Raw genomic sequence first — 19,012 nt, forward strand, 5'->3', positions numbered from 1 at the left:
GCCCTGAAAATGCGAAGGGTGGTGCGCGGGCGTGACGGAAAGTCTTAAGGTCCGTGCCCGATACCTCGCGGGATGCCTTCGGGCCTTGTGGAGGGTGCCGTCATCGGGCTGGCCATCCTCTTTTACGCGCTGACCTTCTACAACGTCGTGCTCATCTTCCTCGGGCTCCGACTGACGAGGGACCGCGGGAAGCCGTTCGACAAGGGAACTCTCCGCAACCCGGTCGACCTGCCGCGGGTGTCCATCGTGATCCCCGCGAGGGATGAGGAGCCGGTCATCGAGGGGGCGATCCGGTGTGCCGAACGCCTCGACTACCCGAAGGACCTCGTCGAGATCCTGGTCGTAGAAGACGGCTCCGTGGACTCGACCCCGACGATCGGGAAGCGCTTAGCCGCAGCCCTGCCCAACGTCGTGTGCATTTCCGGCGGCGTCTCGACAGGCAAGCCCGCCGCCCTGAACCGGGCGATCGCGAAGGCGACGGGGGACGTCGTCGCGATCTTCGATTCCGACACCCGCTACGAGCCCGACTTGCTGCTGCGCGTCGCGAAGTACCTGTACGACCATCCGGAGACCGACGTGGTCCAGGCGTTTCCCCAGGTGATGAACGCGGACACGAATGTGATCACGCGGATCAACTTCTACGAAACGCGGTTCTGGTTTCAGGGCCTGCAGGCCGCGAAGGAGCGCCATCGACTCTTCATGCACCTGGCCGGCACGGGGATGTTCCTCCGCCGGGAGACGCTCGACGCCCTCGGGCCCTGGGACGAGGGTTGCTTGACCGAGGATCTCGAGTATTCGTTGCGGATCGCGGAATCCGGGAAGAAAGTGGGCATGGTGGACGCCGACGTCTGGATCCAGCCCACGTATCGGGCGAGCCATCTCGTACGGCAGCGGCGACGCTGGTGGGGCGGCGCCCTCCAAGTATTCGGGAAGGCGCTCCGGAAGCGGTTCGCCGTCGGCACGACCTGGCGACAGAAGCTCGACTCCTTCGTATACGTCGTGTCCCCGATTGTCTTCCTCGTAAGTTCCGGGATGCTCGTCGCGTCGCTCATCTCGTTCGCCCTCTCGGGAGGCCTCTTCGAGACGTTCACGGCGTGGTTCTACGGGTTCCTGGCCTCCAACCTCCTCCTGATCCCGCTGGTCGTCGGGGAGGCGATCGTCTCGAAACGAAAGGAGCTGCTGTGGCTCGTCCCGGGCCTATACTGGTATTGGATCCTCCAGGTCGTCTCGCTCGTCTCGGTGACGTTCGACCTAGCCTTCCGACGGAAGACGATCGAATGGCGCCGGACGCCGAAGATCCAGGTCGACTGACCGCGCCTAAGGTCTTATCCGCGCCTCGGTCATTCCGCGGAGCGGTTCCCCGATGCGGTCCGGCCGCGGCGTGTTCACGCATCCGTGGATCGCGGCCCTGGCCGCCTTCTCGGTTCCGGCGCTGCTGCGGTCCGTCCCCGAGGTCCTCGCGGGGTCCATGCCCGTGGGCTTCGACACGATCTCGTTGTACATCCCGTTTCAAGTGAGCTGCGCGCGGGAAGGCCTGACGACGTGCCTTGGCCGGGTCGTCGATTCGCGGAGCGGCCCCTTGCTTTTCGCCGTCCTGGCGCTCACCTCGGCAGTCGGCTCGCCCCCGCTCGTCGTGGGGAAGCTCCTCGGGCCGGTCGTGTCCGGGGTCTTCGGCCTGTCCCTGCTCGGGTTCGCCCGGAGGCGACTCCGTTGGTCCCCGGCCGGGGGGATCGCCCTCGCCGTGCTCGCGTTCCTGACGTTGCCGGTGTTGCGCCTCGCGTGGGACCTGTTCCGGAACGTGCTCGGCCTGGCCTTTCTCATGATTTCCCTCGCCCTCGCCGAGGAAAAGGCAACCGTGCGATCCGAGGGGGCGTCCCTCGCGTGCCTCGCCCTCGCCGCCCTCTCGCACGAGCTCGTCGCGTTCCTGATCGCGGCGAGCCTCGCCGTGGAGATTGTCGTCAAGCCCTTGCAGGTCCGCGCTTCGCTCGCCTCCTTCGTGCCGCGCGCCGCGATCGCCGCCTCGGCGGTCCTGTACTATCTCAGCGTGGGCGCGGAGGTCCACGGCATCTTGGTCGCCTCCCAAGCGCAGGACCCGAACGCGTCTCTCTGGGCAGACTACCTGACCCCGGGCGGCCTCTACTCGTACCCCGACTACGTGACGTTGACCGCCCACGTCGCCGTGACGGCCGGGGTGTTGCTCGCCGTCTTCGTCTTCCCCGTCTGGAAGAGGGGGGTCGTGGCCCCGAAGCTCCTGCCGTTGGGGGCGTCCCTGGGGCTCGTCTCGATCTCTCCCCTCCTGATCCCCACGTTCGCGGTCCCTCTGTGGCATCGTTGGTTGCTGATGGCCGCCGTCCCGCTCCTTCCCTCGCTCGCGGCCTTCGTCACCTCACAGACGTGGCGCCATCGCGCGGCGTCCATCGGCGTCCTGTGCGCGATCGTGCTCCCCTTCCTCGTCCTGCCGGCGAACGTGGCGGCGCCGTATCTCAGCACGCCTCTGACGACGCGGTACATCCCGAGTTCGATGGTGCAGAATTCGATTCCGATCTCGGATTGCGAAGATGTGCTCGCAGCCCTCGGCTGGCTCCGAGCGAGCCCGCTCAATGGCTCCCTGTTCGTCGTGCACGCCGCCTTCGCGGGATGGGCTTACCTGGTGCTCGACCGTACGACGATTCGCGCGGTGTGGACCGTCGACGAGTTCCAATCGATCCGTGCCCGCGAAGGCCCCGCGATCGCGACGATCTGGTGGGCCCGTCCGGACGGATGGTATCCGGACTTCGCGCCGCCGTCGGACTTGCATGTCGCTTGGCAGCAGGGGAACATCGCGATTTATTCGGCGTGAGCGTCCTCCGATGAAGGTCTTCGTGGTGAGCGGGAAGAACCCCCGGCTGGATCCGGGAGGGTACGCGGCGTATGCGCGCGTCCTGGGGGAATGCCTCGCCGAGCTGGGCCACGATGTCCACTTCGTGTGCTTCGGTCCACGGGACGGGCGGATGGACGCGCGGGCCGGTCCGATCCACGTCGTGGGGTCGAGACTTCTCCCGCGCAGGACCGAATTCTACCCGGCATGGAGCGCCTTGTTCGCCCGGACGATCCTGCGGATGATCCCGACCACGGGGACGCCCGTCGCCGTTCACGGCATCGGGCCTTGGTGTCTCGCCGGGACGATCGCGAGAGAACGTAGCCGGGCGGTCAAGGTCGTCGCGAGCTACTTCACGACGCTCCGGGACGAGGCGCGTGGACTCTCGAAGGGCGTCGCGATCTCCGATTACGGAATCGGCCCGAAAGTGCGCCACCTCATCGGATACCTTGGAGTGCTCGCGACCCTCGATCCGATCGAACGGTACGCCGTCGGGGGGACGGAGCTCGTGCTCGTCCATTACGAGTACACCCGTCGGCTCCTCATCGAGGGCATGGGGATCGACCCTTCGCGAATCGTCAAGATTCCGTACGCCGCAGGCCCTGAGCCCAAGAGGGGGGAATCCGTCCGCCGGGCCGACGGGCCGGAGCGGTTCGAAATCCTGAGCGTCGGGCGACAGGAGCCTCGGAAAGGCATCAACGTCTTGCTCCGCGCCCTCCGCATCCTCCGCGATCGCGGCGTTCGGTTCCACGCGACGATCATCGGCTCCGGATCCCTGCTCGAGGCTCATCGTGCGCTCGCACGACGTCTCGCGCTCTCCGATGTCGTCGCCTTCCCGGGGTTCGTCCCCGATCTCGCACCGTACCTTGGGGCCGCCGATGTGTTCGTCCTCCCGTCCCTTCAGGAAGGCAGCGGGTCCATCTCCCTCTTGGAGGCGATGAGTGCGGGCCTCCCGCCGGTCGTCTCCGCGTGTGACGGCTTGCCTGAGGATGTCCAAGATGGCGTCAATGGACTGCTCGCCGCTCCCGCGAATCCGCAGCACGTGGCGGATGCCCTGGAGTCCCTCTTCCGAGACACGACCCTGCGGTTTCGCCTCGGGAGCGCGGCGAGGGAGTCGTACCGCGCTCGATTCCAGTCGACCGCGATGAGCGAGGCCCTCCGACATCAGTACGACGGTCTGTTCCCCCGATCCTTCGGGGATCGGTGAATGAACGTGTCCGCCTTTCGAGAACGGCTGCAGTACCCGGAAAGATGGGATGCCAGTCGCGCGCCGAAGGCCTCGCGGATCGTAGCGCTGATCGAACGGCGACGGGGCCGGCTCGGGGCGGACAGGACCCTGGAAATCGGATGCTCGACGTGCGGGATGACGCAGGTGTTCCGCAGTCACTTCGGCCGAGTCACCGCGATCGACGTGGACGTGACCGCCCTCATGACATGCGGCCCTGCGTTCGAACGGGTCCTCGCGTCCGCCACCGCGTTGCCGTTCCGACATGAGGCCTTCGATGTCCTCATCGCCAACCACACGCTCGAGTTCGTGCGCGGCGTCCCGAAAGCCCTCCGGGAAATGGAGCGGGTCCTCCGGGCCGACGGACTCGTCTATCTCGCCGCCGTGAACCGTCTCAAGTTCGTCCTCGCGCGGCTCCTCCCGGGAAGGCTGAAGCGGGCATTCTACGACCTCTTCCATTCCGGCGAGTCGCACATCGGTCATCCGCTCGCCTACTGGGAATGGCGCGAACGCCTCCGCAGATTCGAGGTCACGGACGGGACCCTCGATGTGCTGGCCTACCCCGACTCGTCCGACCCGCCGGCCGCGATCCGGATCGCCCGGAGGATTCCGCCGGCGATCCTCCGCGTCCTCGCCCCCTTGTTTCCGAGCTGGGTTTTCTACCTTCGGAAAGCGCCCCCGACTTCGTGAGGCGATCTCCGTCGGCGAGGGCTATCGGTACGCGCCCAAGGGATGGGCGGTGATCCATTGGACCTCGGAAGCGGTCACGTCTCCGACGACGAACGCCGCGCCGGTGACGAATACGTTGGATGCCGTCTGGTTGAACCAGAAGGTGATGGCGTTCCATCGACTCAGGGGGCGTATGTACGCCTCGAGGTAGGGCAGGCGAACCTGGGCGACGGCCAAGTTCCCGGTCCCGTTCCCCTGGAAGCTGCCTGCCCGGATGTAGACCCCGGTCGCAACCCAGAGGACCTTGACGTCCACGGTCCCGGTGAAGTTGTCCCGATAGAAGAGGAACAGGGAGCCGTTCCCGTCGAGCCGGCCGAACGCTTCCTGCGTGCGGACGGGATCGATCCACACCTCCATGCGCCCCGCCCGGCCCGGGCGGAGGCCGACCCCGAGGCCGTTGACGAGAAGCCATCGATCCGCCCGATCGACCGAGACGGCGCTCGTGGCGTAGACATCGTCGAAGTCCCCGAATCGGTTCGCGTACAATTGCCGAGGCAAGTTCGCAGGGAAGGTCGCGTTGGACACCACCTGATAAATGGTGATCAGCGGGTTCTGGTACACCTTCAGGAAAAGGGGAGAGTAGTCGACGTAGTCGAGGAGCCCGTGGCGAGGAATCCACTCGTACAGGCTTCGATCGATCTGCAATTGGCTGATCCAGACGTGGGTGATGCCGTAGAACTCCAAGATCGCCTTCGCTTCCTCCGGGTCCCAGGACGAATAGATGAGAGGCAGGTCGTGTCCTCCCAGCTCATTCAAGGAGATGGCCCGTCGATGCGAATAATACGCGACTTCCGGCCATCGATCGCCCAAGATGAGGGCGGAGTCGTTCGTGTTCTTTTCCAGCCATCCCCCGGCCTCCATGACGAACTCCATCCTCCCCCAGAAGGTCCCGCCCGTCGTCGACTGATTCGCGACGAGGGCGATCTCTCGGTTCGCCTCCATATTCGCCGCGGTCGGCACGATGACGATCGCCAGGACGACCGTCAGGGTCACGACCCGGCGGGATTCCAAGGCGCGGATTCGCCTGACCCGGCTCTGACGGGCGCCCTTGGCAGCCAACTCGACGATCCGAAGGGCGCCGACGCCCGCAGGCAATGCCGAGAAGACTGCGACGGTGACGAGATAGCGCCAAGGGAGAGACAGGTACCAAAGCAGGAATGCGTACAACGATTGGTTGGAGAACAACAGGATCGCCAGCGTCCTCCTCGTTCGGTCGAGCGCGATCGCAACATATCCCACGGCGGTCGCGACCGCAATGACGTAGAGGAACGGTGCCGGCGCCGTGTAGAACTGAAGGTATACCACGAAGCCGACAGCCTGTTCGGGAGGGACGGAGAAGACGACACGGATGGAATTGAGCACCTCCATGGAGCTCGGGTCGACCGTCCACTTCGGCTTCAGGAGCACCTGGGTGATTGGGTAGCCGGGCGGATAGTCGATTGTGCCCGCGGTCTGGATTTCGAGAATGATCCATGGCGAGGCGATGAGTAGCCCGCCCAGGACGGTCGCGAGCACCGCCCGGAATGGGAAGGTCCATTCGGTGCGTTTCGGGCCGCGCGACCGCCCGAGGAACGCCGCCAACAACGGGGCGGACAGCAACAACGCGAGGATCGCAACGTACGCTTGTTGCTTCGTGGAGAGGAGGAGTGCGAGCCCGGCGATCGCCCCGACGAGGTCCCGTCGTCTCCGCTTCTCAATGTAGTAATGGAACTCGAAGAACGTGACAAGGGTGAACAGTGCAACGGCGGACTCCATGAGAGTCTCGACCGTAACGATGAAAAGGTGCCGTTCGCCGATGAGGACGATCGCGGCGAGGGTCGCGACCTTGACCCCGTAGAGTCGTTTGGCAAAGAAGAACATGCAGACGACGGCGAGGCTCCCCAGCAACGGGGAAATTGCTTTCAGGCCGGCCTCACCGCCGAGGACATAGCCGCCCGCGAGCAGGACGAAGAAGAACTGAGGGTATGATATCGGCCACCCTTTTCCGGGATCCGTCACGTAGTACGGAATCTGATCGGCCAGCCGTCCCGTCGCGACGATGTGTTGGGCGAGGAGCGCGTGCGCAGCCGAGTCGCCCTCCAGAGCGATCGATAGGGCCAACGGCAGGCGGAAGGAGAGGTCCGCGATGAACAGGAGGAGGACCGGCCAGTTCTGCTCCGCAATCAGGGCGTGTCGAACGCCCCGTGATGCGGCCGCGAGTCCGGTTCGCAGGCGCACGAAGGTCGCGTCTACGAGGGTTTCCATCCGATTCTCCGCGGTGCCGGTGCCGTGTGAGACCGCGGCATCAATTGAACACGCTATATTTGTTTTCCGCGATTCGGCGGCCGAGGTTCGGACCTTGTCTATGGATACGTTCAGAAGGTGACGGGGCCTACGCCTCGCGAGCTCAGGAGCATGGATCCTGGGCCTGGAAGGATCGCATGACCGTCGCTGGGGCGCTCGAACGGGTCCGTCGAATCGGGGCGGATCGGTTCGTGGCCTCGACCGGGGTCGTCTTGGTTGCAACGCTCTCTTCCGGCGGCCTCGCATATGCGTTCCAGGTCCTCGTCGGAAGGTCCCTCGGACCGGAATCGTTCGGAGAGTTCGCTGCGCTCGCCGGCCTCCTCGCGTTTCTTCTATACCTCACGAGCGCCGTCGCTACCATCGAGGCTCGACTCGTTCGTGAAGTGGCTTCGTCCCCGTCGCAGGTCGGCTTTCTGCTCAACGCCTTCTATCGCAGGATGGCGATCGTAGGGGCCGTCTCCGCTGCGGTCACTCTCTTGCTCTCCGGTTACGTCGCCGAGCTCCTCCACTTGCGCAGCGTGGCTCTCGTTTGGCTCCTCTCGGTCGGGGTCCTGGGCTCGTTCCTCCTCGCCGTTGGACAGGGTGGCCTCCAAGGCTTGGAGAAATTCCGCCTGCTCTCCGCGACTTTCCTCCTAAATTCCGGGCTCCGGCTGGCGGTGGGTGTGGGGTTGGTCCTGCTGGGTCACACGATCTGGGGGGCGGTGGGCGCGATCGTCCTCGGGATCTTGTGCGCGTCCATCTTCGGGGCGTTCCATCTGAGGGCATATCTGGCCGCGCGGGAGCGGACCGCGCTCCCGGTTCGATCCCCGGATCTTTTCGCGCGGGCCGCAATTCTCGCAACCCTGTTCTCCAGCATTCCAACGAACGTGGACGCGATGGCGGTGCAACACGCATTGCCCGGGTTGGAGGCCGGCATCTTCTCGGCGACCGCGGTCCTCGGGCGGATCACGTATTTCGTCCCCTCGGCGGTCGTCCTGGTGTTCTTTCCGATGGCGGTCTCGCAATCGGCCCGACCGGTTCCACCCTCGGCTCTCGTTCTGAAAGCCCTGACCATCGCAATCTCGGCCTCGGGGACGATCGCCCTGGTCCTGATCGCCTTCGCGCACCCCGTGGTCGTGCTTTTCTTCGGTGAATCCTACATGGAGGCCACCGCGATCCTCCCGCTCTACTTGTCGTCGATGATTGCGTTCTCCGCATCCATGGTCCTCATGTACTACCATCTCGCCAACCGCAATGCGGGGCCGATCTATGCCGCGACGGCCGCCGTCTGCGCCGGTCTCGTCCCGTTGTGGGCATTGCCGGTCTCCCTGACCCAGGCCGTGCAGATCCTCTTGCTCTCCCATGTCGCGTCGCTCGCCGTGCTCTCCGCGACCACCGTGGCATGGGTCGTCGGGCACGGTCCGAGACGAGCCGCGACGGTCCGCGGGCCTGGGGGAGCGCGGATCGGGAGGCCGCAGGCACCCGTCCCTCCCGAGGAGTATACCGGCGAGTATTTCCGGATGCATTCGGAACGATATGACCGAAAGGACATGTGGGCGAGGAACCGGATCGAGGACATCGTGGAGTCCGTGGTCCCGCAGCCCGGCGAGCGAATCTTGGACGTCGGCTGCGGCATCGGGATTGCCACGATGGAGTGCGCCCGTCGAGGGGGCATCCTCTTCGCGGTCGACTATGCGGTCCCCGGGCTCCGGCTGCTGAAAGAACGTGTGGACCACGACGGCGGGGCCTTGCGGGTGTACCCCATCCGAGGACTCGTCGACCGCCTTCCGATGAAAGCCGCCAGCGTCGAGAAGATCGTGCTCGCGGATGTCGCCGAGCACATCTTCATGGACGAATTCGAGCAATTTATACGGGAAAGCCGGCGGATCCTGCGACCCGGTGGCCAGCTTTTCGTCTACACACCGAACGCCGAGAGCCTGTACTTCCGCATCCCGGAGAGAATCCGGGACCTGATCAAGATCTACTCGGCGTGGCTCTCGGTAACCCGAGCGGACGGAAGCGTCCGGTCGAGGATTACGCTCGCCCGGCGTCTGATCGAACACGACTCGAAGTACGAGCGGCTTCACGTCGAGTACAAGATGCCGGGTGCCATCTGCGATGCGTTGACCGACGGCGGCTTTGTCATTCGCGATATCCGGTTCTCACGTCCGCGGGTGAACCGCTTTGCGCAGCGATCTCGCCTCGAGCGGAAAGTGTCCAAGCACGTCGTCGTCACGGCCGTTCGAGACCGGGGTCCGTCGGAGAAGGGCCCGCACGAACCGTAGGGTCGCCGGCAAGGGTCCAGGCGACGGGTCGGTTTGCCTCCCGGTCGAGGACGGCCTTCCGCAGTCGATACAGGATCTGTGCCTGGGTCCTGCGATCCGTCCGGTGGGACTCCGCCAGCACGCCCGTCAGGGCGGCCTGGGCGCTGAGCACGAGCAGCGCGATCAGCGCGGCTTCGCCGAACAGCGAGGCGGTGTCCGGGCGGTTCGGGCTCGGCCCGAACAGGAAGAGCCAAGCGCCGAGGGGGACGGCGAGGGCGAGGAAAAATAGGCTCACGGTCCCGAACAGCCGCAAGGGGCGATACGCGGCGTATCCCCGAAAGAGGGCCGCGGACGCGTTCCGGAAGTACGTCCAGAGGGTCGGGATGAGACGGGAACTCCCGTTCCTTCGGCGGAAGCTGACCGGCACGTTCTGGAGCCTCAGGTTGTGTGCCGCAACCTGGAAGAGCATCTCGTGGGTGAAGGTGTACGACTCCTGGAGATTCATCCGCAAACCGGCGTCCCGGCTCAAGGCCCGGAAGCCCGTTTGGCCATCGACGATCGGTAGGCGGGTCGCCTTGCGGATCGCCCGCGTGGCGATCTTGTTCCCCAGCCGCTTGAGGTACGGGACATGATCGAGGTGCTCCACGCTGCGGTCCCCCAAGACCACATCCGCGCGGCCCTCCACGACCGGCTCGACGAGCCTCGGGATTTCCGCGGCGTCGTATTGATCGTCGGCGTCGATGTTCACGATGACATCGGCCCCCCAGGCGAGCGCGAACTCGAGGCCATCGCGGAACGCGACCCCCAGGCCGACGTTCTCGCCGTGGTGGAGGACGTGGTCGGCCCCGGCGTTCATCGCCGCGAGGTCCGTGCTGTCGTCCGACCCATCGTCGATGACGAGCACCTTCACGACATCGATGCCGGGGATCCGGCGCGGGACCTTTCGGACGACGTCTCCGATCGTCGCCGCCTCCCGGAACGCGGGGATCATGACGACCAGCGTGCGGATGGATTCGAATCCCGGTCGGGGGGTCTCGAGGATTTCACGGACGAGCGCCAACGAAGGTCCGACTTCGCCGATGGGATTGGCGGGCGCCGGAGCCCGTTGACGCCACAGTCTCCGCGCGCGGCCGTTCCGAAGAGCCATGGTCGCCTACCGCCGGCCGGGACCGTTCGCGGCCCTCATCGGTACATCACCGTCTCGTCCACGAAGTCTTCCCAGACCCACCGCCGTCCGTGCGCCCGGAACCACTCGATCGTGAGGCGGAGGCCCTCTTCGAACCCGACCCGGGGCTCCCACCCCGTGAGCTTCCGCAGCCGGGCGTTGTCGCAGCAAAACACGTTGATATCGTACCGGCGGAGGCGCTTCTTGTCGACGACGATCTTGGCGTCCCTCTTGTCCATGAGACGCCCGACGATCCGAGCGACCTCCTCGACGGAGTACGCGATCCCCGATCCGACGTTGACGGCGCTCCCGTTCGGTGCGTCGGAGGCCATGAGCGCCATCAGGCCCCGCGCGGTGTCGTCGACGTACGTGAAGTCCCGCTTCGCCCGGACGTTCCCCAATCGGACGACGTCGGACCGGTCGAGCTGGGCGATGATCTCCGGGACGACGTAGGGCTCCGTCTCCCGCGGCCCGTACGCGTTGAAGATTCGCGCGATGACGACCGGGATGCCGTGTTCCAGGTGCAACGAGAAACAGAGGCGGTCCGCCGCGAGCTTCGAGACCGCGTACGTGTTCAGCGGGTGGAGGGGATGGTCCTCGTCGATCCGCGGCGCCTGGGCCTCGCCGTACACCTCCGTCGAGGAGACGTACAGCACGCGCTTCATCTTCGTCCGCTTGGCGAGCAGGAGGACGTTCATCGTGCCTTCGACGTTGATCCGGAAGAACCGCTTCGGCACGTCGTACGCCGTCGGCACGTACGTGTCCCCGACGCAATGGAACAGGTACTCGACGTTCGCGTCCGTCGCGGCATCCAAGAGCTTCCATTCATCGAGGACGTCGCCGGGGACGACCGTGATCCGGCCGGTCAGCTCATCGATGTTCGCGCGGCTGCCGTGGAGGAAGTTGTCGTAGACCGTGACGTTCGCGCCCGCTTCGAGGAGCTCTCGGACGAGGGAGGAGCCGACGAACCCCGCTCCGCCCGTGACCATGACGCGGCGGCCCCGATACCCCGCGAAGCCCAAGCGCGACCGGTCCTCCTTCAGCGGCAATTCTCGCCTCCCCTTTAGCACTTCGCTCGGCCCGCTTCGGGGCGGTCCATCGGTTCCTCGGGCGTCGCCGCGACGGTTCGAGGGTCGTCCGACGCCGCCCGCGCCGCCGGGAGCGCGAGGACATCGGCCAGCCTGGGTCATCGGCCCCCATCCCGCAGGGCCTGCCGCATCGCCTCGGCGGCGGTGGCGGCCATCGCCTCCGTGATCCCGTTCCCCGAGGGCAGGCTCAGGCCCCGCCGGGCGAGGTCGTCCGTGACCGGGAAGCGGCCGCGGGCGCCCCGTCCCGCCCGGAGGAACGGCTGCCGGTGGAGCGGCCAGAAGCTCACGCGCGACTCGACCCCGGACGCCGCGAGGCGGCGGGCGATCCGCGCCCTCCGGGCCGCCCCGCCCGGGACGAGGACGGTGTACATCCAGTAGACGTTCCGCGCCCACGAGGCCTCCGCGGGGAGCGTCAGCCCGTCGATGCCGTCCAGGCGATCCGCGTAGATGCGTGCGCACGCCCGGCGGTGCTCGACGAAGGCGTCGATCCGGCGGAGCTGCGCGAGCCCGATAGCCGCCTGGACGTTCGTCATGCGGTAGTTGTACGCGACTTCGGCGTGTTGATAGTCCCGGTTCGGATGGGCAAAGGCGAGGTCCCGGAGCCGGCGGGCGCGATCCGCCAGCGCCTTCGACCGGGTAACGACCATCCCGCCTTCCCCGGTCGTCAGGATCTTGTTCGAATAGAAGCTGAAGCAGCCCGCCGTGCCGATGCTCCCGACCGGCGTCCCGCGGTACAGCGCCCCGTGGGCCTCCGCCGCGTCCTCGACGACCGCGAGCCCTCGCTCCCGCGCGAGCCGCCGGAGCGGGTCCATGTCCGCGGGGTGGCCGTACAGGTGCACGGGCATGATGGCCTTCGTGCGACGCGTGATCTTCCGCTCGACGTCCGCCGGGTCGAGGGTCCATGTGATCGGGTCGACGTCCGCGAAGACGGGGGTCGCGCCGCCGTACAGGACCGCGTTCGCGCAGGCGACGATCGTGAAGTCCGGGACGATGACCTCGTCCCCCGGCTTGATCCGGAGGGCCGCGAAGGCGAGATGCAGCGCCGTCGTGCCGCTCGTCGTCGCGACCCCCTCGCGCCCCCGGACGTATCGGGCGAAGGCGCTCTCGAACTCCGTCAGGAAGGGCCCTCGGGAGGAGATCCACCCGCTCTCGATCGCTTCCGTTACGAGTTTGAGTTCCTCGGGACCTACCGAAGGCGCGGACATCGGCACCGGTCCGCCTCGAGCGACATCCTTCATCGGGGTTCGCCTTCCCGGTGCCGCGCTAGCTCATCGTCTTCGGTTCCGCCCTCGGGTCTTCGGGGGGATCCGAGGCTGGGGCCTCAATTCGTCCCAAGACCTGCGCGGCCTGCGGTGAAAGCGCGGTAACGTTGGTCTCGATTGGTGGGGGGCCCGAAGGGCGCCCGATTCCCAGGGCGACGCCTCCGTTGGGCGCCCGATGCAGCACCGGATGGATGTCGACCCAGACGCCGGGCGGCGTCGCGATGAACGTCAGGACCCCGGAATCGTGTCTGGAGGCCCGGGAAGGCATCAGTGCGGGTTTCTGACCTCGGCCCGCAACCCCTCCCACTTGAGCACTTCCTGATGCAGCCGGACAGGGACTCCCGCCCAGCTAGCCTATGGCCGATTGGATGAAAAGTACTTAAGTTTTCTCGGAGCAGATTAGGAGACGGTCAATGTGGCGCCTCCGGATTGCAGAGGCGGAATGTTCCGCTCCCTGAGGAGACCGAACCACCGCTCGATCTGGCGAGGCCTGACCAAAAACGGAGGGCTTCGGCCTCCATCCTCCCCTATTTTGTTCACAGATGCTCAGTCAGTGAGACGCTCCACTCGGCCGGATGGTTGCGCCCGTCCGCCGCATTTGAGGCATGCGCTGCAGGCGGTGTACGATGGCTTGGTTCGACGCGCTCGGCCGCTCACCGGATCTGCCTCCTGAGGCGTCGAATGAGCGTTGGCACGGGACCTAGCGCCTCGTGCGCTTCCAAGAGCGGGCGCTCACGGTTCACGCGAGCGACGCCAGTCGGTGGCGATGAGTCCGAGATGTCATAGCTGGCTCTATCGCTGCAGGTGAGCCTCAGCGGATTTGTTCGTCACGACATGTTGCAACCGGAGCTGATCTAGAGTCGTCGTCTCTGTCGCTGGCCGAGGAAACGCACGATTGAGAAGAACCAGCCGGCCATTTCTCTGATGCCAAGCTTGCTGTTACCATTCGTGCGCTCGACGAATCTAATCGGGACTTCGCGTGCTTGGAAGCCCGCAGCAAGTGCCACCACGAGCGAGCGGACACCCCATGCATAACCGTCATCTTCAACATTAGCGACGATGAGTTTGGCACAATCGCGGTTGAAGACACGATAGAAGGTCGTGTGTTCGCGAAGGCCCGTGTGGAAGAGCAGCCGGCAGGCGCCATTACCTAGGATGCTGAGAAGGCGTCGCGTCGGCGGCCAGCCCACAATAGTCCCGCCCTCGGTATAGCGACTACCTTGGACCAAGTCCACATCGCGGGCTGAGTCGATGAGCGTCGGCAGCTCTTCCGGATCGTGCGACCAGTCGGCGTCCATGGTGACAATCCGATCGCATTCGGTGTGATCGAGGGCGAACCGGATTCCATCCCGCACGGCCGAGCCGATTCCGTACCGCGCACCCCGCTCGATTACGTGAATCCTCCCGAACCGCTGGCGGAGGGCCGAAATCGAGTCGAGGGTCCCATCCGAACTCCCGTCGTCCACGATGATGATCTCAGGCTCTTCCGGGAACAGGCTCTCGATTTTCAAGATCAGTTCGGAAGCATTTCCTCGCTCGTTGAGCGTTGGAATTACTATGCTCATCCGGAGGGTCCCGGGAGGCTGCTCGAGGATGTGGCTCTTCAGCGTCGCTCGCTCCTCTCCAGGAGCGCGGGCCGACTCGGAGGTCATCCCGTCCAGGCTCTCCGATTGCTCAAAATCCCCTGGTCGCACGTCTACTGGCCAATCACAGGGGTCGCTCGAGGACGATTCGGCGGAGACGTTGCCACTCTGAGCTTGGCGAGCGAGCCTGTCCCATGCAACGCATACTTGGTCCTCCACAACGACCAAGCCGTCCGCGCTAACGACTCAATCGTACCGACAACTCTCAACCCCGCCCAATCGCCAAATTGCAGCTACCGCAAGGAACCGATTTCCTTTAAGGATTCGCCCAGTTCGATGGATGGACTAGTCCTTGCTTCTCTCGCTCTCCGCTCACGTTCTGTAGGCCTTCGGTCTGCTCGAGACATTGGATACAAGCAGAAGCGGAACTAGGGCGGCGAAATCCACGAGAAGGACGATCGCGGGCGAGAGTTTGGGGATCACTCTCTGGCTACCCGACCATTGCATGACTACCTCGGCAATAGCGAATCGTCCCCCACCGTTTGAGATTGGATCGGTGTGTCCGAGGTCGACCGCAGAGATTGAACCAGCTGGCGGAAGCGTGAACATGACTCCCCCCGCTTCGACGCGCTGTTCTAAGGGCGAGAAGTCGATTGTTGCCTGATTCCATCCGACCCCGATGGATCCGAGGTCGACCGAACGGTTCGCAGCTTGATCGAAGAACGTGAGCGTTCCAGCGCCGCGTCCGGCGGGAATCACGCCAAACCAGGTGGAGTTCGCTCGCAGGATTACTAGACGCTCCGTCCCATACAGAGTTTCAAGTCGGAACGTGAGCCGAATCGAGATTCGATCCCCCGCGAGATCATTCTCGATGTAGGCCGTCCCATTCGGCCCTGCCGTGTCGAAGAGGATTCCCGACGTTCCGTTCGGATGAAGGGAATATTGGCCGCTTCCGTGGAACACCCATCGGAAGGAGAGAATATCGGCGCGGAACTGATCCGTCAGTACGAAGCTTCCATCTGGGAGCACGTCGAACAGGGCAAAATCGGTCGGATTAACGGGACGGATGTGGGACGATTGGTACGCGGCGAATGTCGCGAACAATGCGACGAAGGTCACAGACAGGACCATCGTGACCAGCCGCCGTCGCGATTGACTCATGACGTGTTGGGGGTCCGTGACCTCAGCCCTCGTCGGAGGGGAGTCGTTGGCGCCGCGAGACCAAACTGGTCGTATGCAGAGGAGTGCAACGAAGAAGGAGACTGCAACCGTGGCCGCTGTGAGAAACGGGGCCAGCTCTGGGGGAAGAGATTCATGAGCACGGGTTCCTGGAACTCCTGAAATCAGAGTCCAGTAGGAAAGACCGCTCGCCCCCGAAAATGCGTCCGGATACCACCCGTTGTAGATGAGAGCGTATGCGAACGCTGGCACCCAGAGCCCTAGTGCGATCCGCTGTTGGGCGCCCCGATTGTGGCGAAGTGCGTGCAAGGTGACGAAGGGGAGCGCCCACAGGAAGTAGTTCGGGCTCCATCGAACCGCCAAGAGATACGAAAGCAGGATTACGAACCCGTGAGCGGCGGTCAGATCGAGTTTCCCGTTCCGGACGAGTGTATATGTCCATGCGAGACCCAAGACTAATCCACCGGCCGCGACGAAGGCTAGGGACGAGTCGAGAGGGCCGGTGAACCAGCTGACTTCCCGCCATGCAGTGAACTGCGGGTCAAGCTGGCCACGATTGGACCCGCTAATCCCCCCGGAGAAGCCGAAAACGACCCCGAGATAGGATCGGGCATCGTAGAGAAGAAACGGTGCTGAGGTTAGGGCGGGAGCCAGTGCCGCGGCTCCGAGGACCTTGAGCTTCTTTGGGATCCCATGGACCAACGCGAGGGCCATAGGGAGGAAGACGGATGGGTAGACTTTGGTCGCGATTCCGAGGCCGAGCGTGAAGGAACCCAGGATCACGTCCCGGTCCGTCTTCCGTAAGAGAAAGTGAAGCGCGAGCACGGTGAAAAAGACGGCAATTGGATCGTTCTCCCCCCAGATTGCCGTCACGAGGATTGTGAACGGGTTGAAGAGATACGCGATGGCCGCGGTTCTGGCAAGCCGTTCCGAGCCGCCTAACTGCCGCATGATTCGGAGGAGGAGGATCGAAATTCCAGCATCTGCGGCGACGGCGGGAATTCGAAGCCAGATTCCGAAGAGAATCGGAGCTGAGCCGGAGCCCTCGTAAGCTGTGAGTGCGAACAAGAAATACTCAGCGGGGTACGGCCAAGGACCGAGCTGGGCGAATCGAGGGTCGGACGCAAATAAACTGAATGGATCTTTGCCGGTGAGTAGGACCTTCGTGCCGAGGTGAGCCGCCCAGAAGTTGTATGGGTCGCTGAACCAGGGAATCAAGACAAGTCGTATGCCGATTCCGACGACCAACGCGAGACCGAGCGACGGTTCCCAAAGGATCTTCTGCCATCGCTGGAGCCACTCAAGAATTGAGTTCGCCACCCGGTCAGCTCCTACCCCTGTGAGATAATTCGCAGACGATGCCGTAGGCTTGAAAGTGGTTCGAATCCTCGGGGGCCCATACGCTCCAGGATCTCAGAATCGGGTACCTTGCGAGCGGATTGGACTTCGGCTCGCCGGCCCAGCGTCTCCCGAAGTCGCCAGACGTTCCAGGCGACCGCGCGCCAGGGAGCCCAAAACAATGCGGCACTCCTCTCACGAACTGCCAATCCAAGGGACTTTGCAACTGTAAATAGGAGGAACTGAGGAAGTCCGCGCGCCAGCGAAGATGGCTGATAGTTCTTCAGCATCGCCCTGAGATAATTTCGGTGGACCCAGTAGACCCTCGTGGGATTCATTCTTCCGATGCTGGCGGAGAACTCGTGGACGACTTTCGCTCTTGGTGCAAGCAATGATTTGTAGCCCAGGAGGCGGAGTCTCCATCCGAGATCGAAGTCCTCGCAATACATGAAGAAGGCCTCGTCAAATCCGTGGACTTCTAGGAACGGCTGTCTTCGGAGCAGCATCGCGCCGCCGCTGCCAGAAAAGGGCTCGAAGCCCTCCGGGAAATTGTCGGTGTCGGGATCCCCGAACCCGATGTCTACCGTTCCGGTCCACCAGTATGCCATCCCCCCAAGCGAGTTCAGGATCTTGGGATCATCTCGAAACACGAGCTTGCATGCCGCAACCGCGCATTTGGGGTCTGACTGGACTGCGTCAACGAGCTCTTCAATCCAGGTACGGCTCGCCACCTCTGCGTCTTGGTTCAAGAGTACGACAAACTCCTCGGGGACCTTCGCGATGATCCGATTGTACGCTGCGCTGAAACCGAGATTCGTAGGCATGCGGATTACCTCGACCAATGGGAATTTTGAGCGAATGAGCTCCGGGGTTCCATCCACGCTCGCGTTGTCAGCGACGATTACGCGAAGGGAGGGGTAAGAGGACGACAGAACGCTCATCAGACACGCCTCGATATACTGAACGCCGTTGTAGCTCAGGACGATCACCGCAACCGGCGGGCGGTCAGTCTGAGGCACTGCGATCTCCTACCACCGAGCGGAGGGGGTGCTCCGTCCGTCGCAACGCATGTCGGACTTCTAAGCTTTCGAACACCATCGCTCCGATAATTGCTCGGTCCGGGACGCGTCGGTTTGTCTGGATCTGCCTTCGCTTCGTCAGAGTGTCCGGGAGCATTCGGAGGTTCCAGTGCCAAGCCGACAAGACGGCAACCAGCAAGCGTCGATTGACGAGAGCGAGCCCAAATGCTTTCGCGAGTTTGACTGCAAGGAGGAACGGCGCGATCCAAACGAGCGTCGTCAGACGGTAGTTCTTGATGAGCGCACGGATTTCGTTCCGTTCGAGAAAGTATACCATCCGGTTGAATTTCAGCGCTGATCCGCGCCATTTATGGTGGACGACAACACGCTCGTCCAGCGCGATATCGTAACCGAGCAGTCGTACGCGCCAGCTCCAGTCCAGATCATCGGCATACATGAACATCCGCTCGTCGAAACCACCGGCTTGCTCCCATACGTCGCGACGCGTTGCAAACACGGTCCCGACGGCATAGAATGGACGCGGGTAAGCATCCCCTCGAAACTCTTTCTGACCGGCTCCAATCGCGCGGTTCTGTCCAAATCCCAGGAAGTCGAGGAGCCCACCTGCTGAGTTGATTTTTTCGGGATGATCCAGGTACAACGCGATTCCTCCGGCGCAGCCCGTTTTCGCGTTGGAGAGGTTGGATTCCAGCAACTCAAGCCACTTCGGCGGAACGACGACATCGTCGTTCAAAAAAACGAGAAGACTTCCGGTCGCCTCGGTTGCGCCCAAATTCCAACCTCCCGCGGACCCGAGGTTACGACCTGACTTGACGAATCGTACTGCTGGGAACTCTGGCCCGACAGTCTTTGTGCAGGAGTCAAGGGAGGCGTTGTCGACGACGATGATTTCCGCCTCGCAGGCATCTGAGAGCAAGACGCTCCTCAGACACTTCCGGAGTTGTTCTGCGCCGTTGTAATGGACGATCACGACGGACGTATCGTGCGCAGACGGACTATCCCGTACTCGAAGTTCCATGA

13 protein-coding genes are annotated in these 19,012 nt (G+C 64.0%); 5 read left to right on the forward strand and 8 right to left on the reverse strand.

What is annotated here, in order from left to right; all coding sequences use genetic code 11:
- Positions 1–72: 72 nt before the first annotated feature.
- Genes VF992_12115 through VF992_12130 form a run of 4 tightly spaced genes read left to right on the forward strand, consistent with a single transcriptional unit; the run spans position 73 to position 4,772 of the window.
- Positions 73–1,311, forward strand: a complete 1,239-nt coding sequence (locus VF992_12115; GenBank protein HEX9341894.1) for a glycosyltransferase — start codon at positions 73–75, stop codon at positions 1,309–1,311.
- 52 nt (positions 1,312–1,363) lie between these two features.
- Complete coding sequence (locus VF992_12120; protein ID HEX9341895.1) at positions 1,364–2,839, forward strand: hypothetical protein; 1,476 nt, start codon at positions 1,364–1,366, stop codon at positions 2,837–2,839.
- 10 nt (positions 2,840–2,849) lie between these two features.
- A complete protein-coding gene (locus VF992_12125; GenBank protein ID HEX9341896.1) occupies positions 2,850–4,064 on the forward strand; it encodes a glycosyltransferase family 4 protein in 1,215 nt (404 codons plus the stop codon).
- A gap of 6 nt (positions 4,065–4,070) precedes the next feature.
- On the forward strand, positions 4,071–4,772 hold the full coding sequence (locus VF992_12130) for a class I SAM-dependent methyltransferase (protein HEX9341897.1): 702 nt from the start codon (positions 4,071–4,073) through the stop codon (positions 4,770–4,772).
- Positions 4,773–4,793: 21 nt separating this feature from the next.
- Here the strand turns inward: VF992_12130 and VF992_12135 are convergent, their stop codons facing one another.
- Positions 4,794–7,055: a glycosyltransferase family 39 protein gene (locus VF992_12135; GenBank protein HEX9341898.1), complete on the reverse strand. Its 2,262-nt coding sequence runs from the start codon at positions 7,053–7,055 to the stop codon at positions 4,794–4,796.
- Between the two features lie 176 nt (positions 7,056–7,231).
- Here VF992_12135 and VF992_12140 point away from each other — a divergent pair, with 176 nt between their 5' ends.
- Positions 7,232–9,358 (forward strand): methyltransferase domain-containing protein, encoded by a 2,127-nt coding sequence (locus tag VF992_12140; protein ID HEX9341899.1) that lies wholly within the window; start codon positions 7,232–7,234, stop codon positions 9,356–9,358.
- Here the strand turns inward: VF992_12140 and VF992_12145 are convergent.
- From VF992_12145 to VF992_12175, 7 genes are all read right to left on the reverse strand, one after another.
- The gene (locus tag VF992_12145; protein HEX9341900.1) at positions 9,306–10,397 is read right to left on the reverse strand and encodes a glycosyltransferase family 2 protein; all 1,092 of its coding nucleotides are present in this window, start codon (positions 10,395–10,397) and stop codon (positions 9,306–9,308) included. The two genes, VF992_12140 and VF992_12145, sit on opposite strands and share 53 nt — an antisense overlap.
- Positions 10,398–10,519: 122 nt before the next feature.
- A complete protein-coding gene (locus VF992_12150) occupies positions 10,520–11,551 on the reverse strand; it encodes a GDP-mannose 4,6-dehydratase (GenBank protein HEX9341901.1) in 1,032 nt (343 codons plus the stop codon).
- Positions 11,552–11,688: 137 nt separating this feature from the next.
- Entirely contained in the window at positions 11,689–12,795 is a 1,107-nt protein-coding gene (locus tag VF992_12155; protein HEX9341902.1) for a DegT/DnrJ/EryC1/StrS family aminotransferase, read from the reverse strand.
- Between the two features lie 911 nt (positions 12,796–13,706).
- Entirely contained in the window at positions 13,707–14,504 is a 798-nt protein-coding gene (locus VF992_12160; protein ID HEX9341903.1) for a polyprenol monophosphomannose synthase, read from the reverse strand.
- 303 nt (positions 14,505–14,807) lie between these two features.
- Positions 14,808–16,934: a hypothetical protein gene (locus tag VF992_12165; GenBank protein HEX9341904.1), complete on the reverse strand. Its 2,127-nt coding sequence runs from the start codon at positions 16,932–16,934 to the stop codon at positions 14,808–14,810.
- A gap of 11 nt (positions 16,935–16,945) precedes the next feature.
- Positions 16,946–17,971 carry a glycosyltransferase family 2 protein gene (locus VF992_12170; protein HEX9341905.1) on the reverse strand — a complete coding sequence of 342 codons (1,026 nt, stop codon included), beginning with the start codon at positions 17,969–17,971 and terminating at the stop codon, positions 16,946–16,948.
- Entirely contained in the window at positions 17,958–19,010 is a 1,053-nt protein-coding gene (locus tag VF992_12175) for a glycosyltransferase family 2 protein (protein HEX9341906.1), read from the reverse strand. Before VF992_12175 ends, VF992_12170 begins: the two co-directional genes overlap by 14 nt.
- Between the last annotated feature and the right edge of the window lie 2 nt (positions 19,011–19,012).

This window comes from Thermoplasmata archaeon, assembly GCA_036395115.1.
Taxonomy (GTDB): Archaea; Thermoplasmatota; Thermoplasmata; order RBG-16-68-12; family RBG-16-68-12; genus RBG-16-68-12.

Excerpts from the sequence above, each read along its gene's own strand:
- VF992_12115 (HEX9341894.1), top strand. The coding sequence starts at position 73 with ATGCCTTCGGGCCTTGTGGAGGGTGCCGTCATCGGGCTGGCCATCCTC.
- VF992_12120 (HEX9341895.1), top strand. The coding sequence starts at position 1,364 with ATGCGGTCCGGCCGCGGCGTGTTCACGCATCCGTGGATCGCGGCCCTG.
- VF992_12125 (HEX9341896.1), top strand. The coding sequence starts at position 2,850 with ATGAAGGTCTTCGTGGTGAGCGGGAAGAACCCCCGGCTGGATCCGGGA.
- VF992_12135 (HEX9341898.1), bottom strand. The coding sequence starts at position 7,055 with ATGGAAACCCTCGTAGACGCGACCTTCGTGCGCCTGCGAACCGGACTC.
- VF992_12140 (HEX9341899.1), top strand. The coding sequence starts at position 7,232 with ATGACCGTCGCTGGGGCGCTCGAACGGGTCCGTCGAATCGGGGCGGAT.
- VF992_12155 (HEX9341902.1), bottom strand. The coding sequence starts at position 12,795 with ATGTCCGCGCCTTCGGTAGGTCCCGAGGAACTCAAACTCGTAACGGAA.
- VF992_12160 (HEX9341903.1), bottom strand. The coding sequence starts at position 14,504 with ATGACCTCCGAGTCGGCCCGCGCTCCTGGAGAGGAGCGAGCGACGCTG.
- VF992_12175 (HEX9341906.1), bottom strand. The coding sequence starts at position 19,010 with ATGGAACTTCGAGTACGGGATAGTCCGTCTGCGCACGATACGTCCGTC.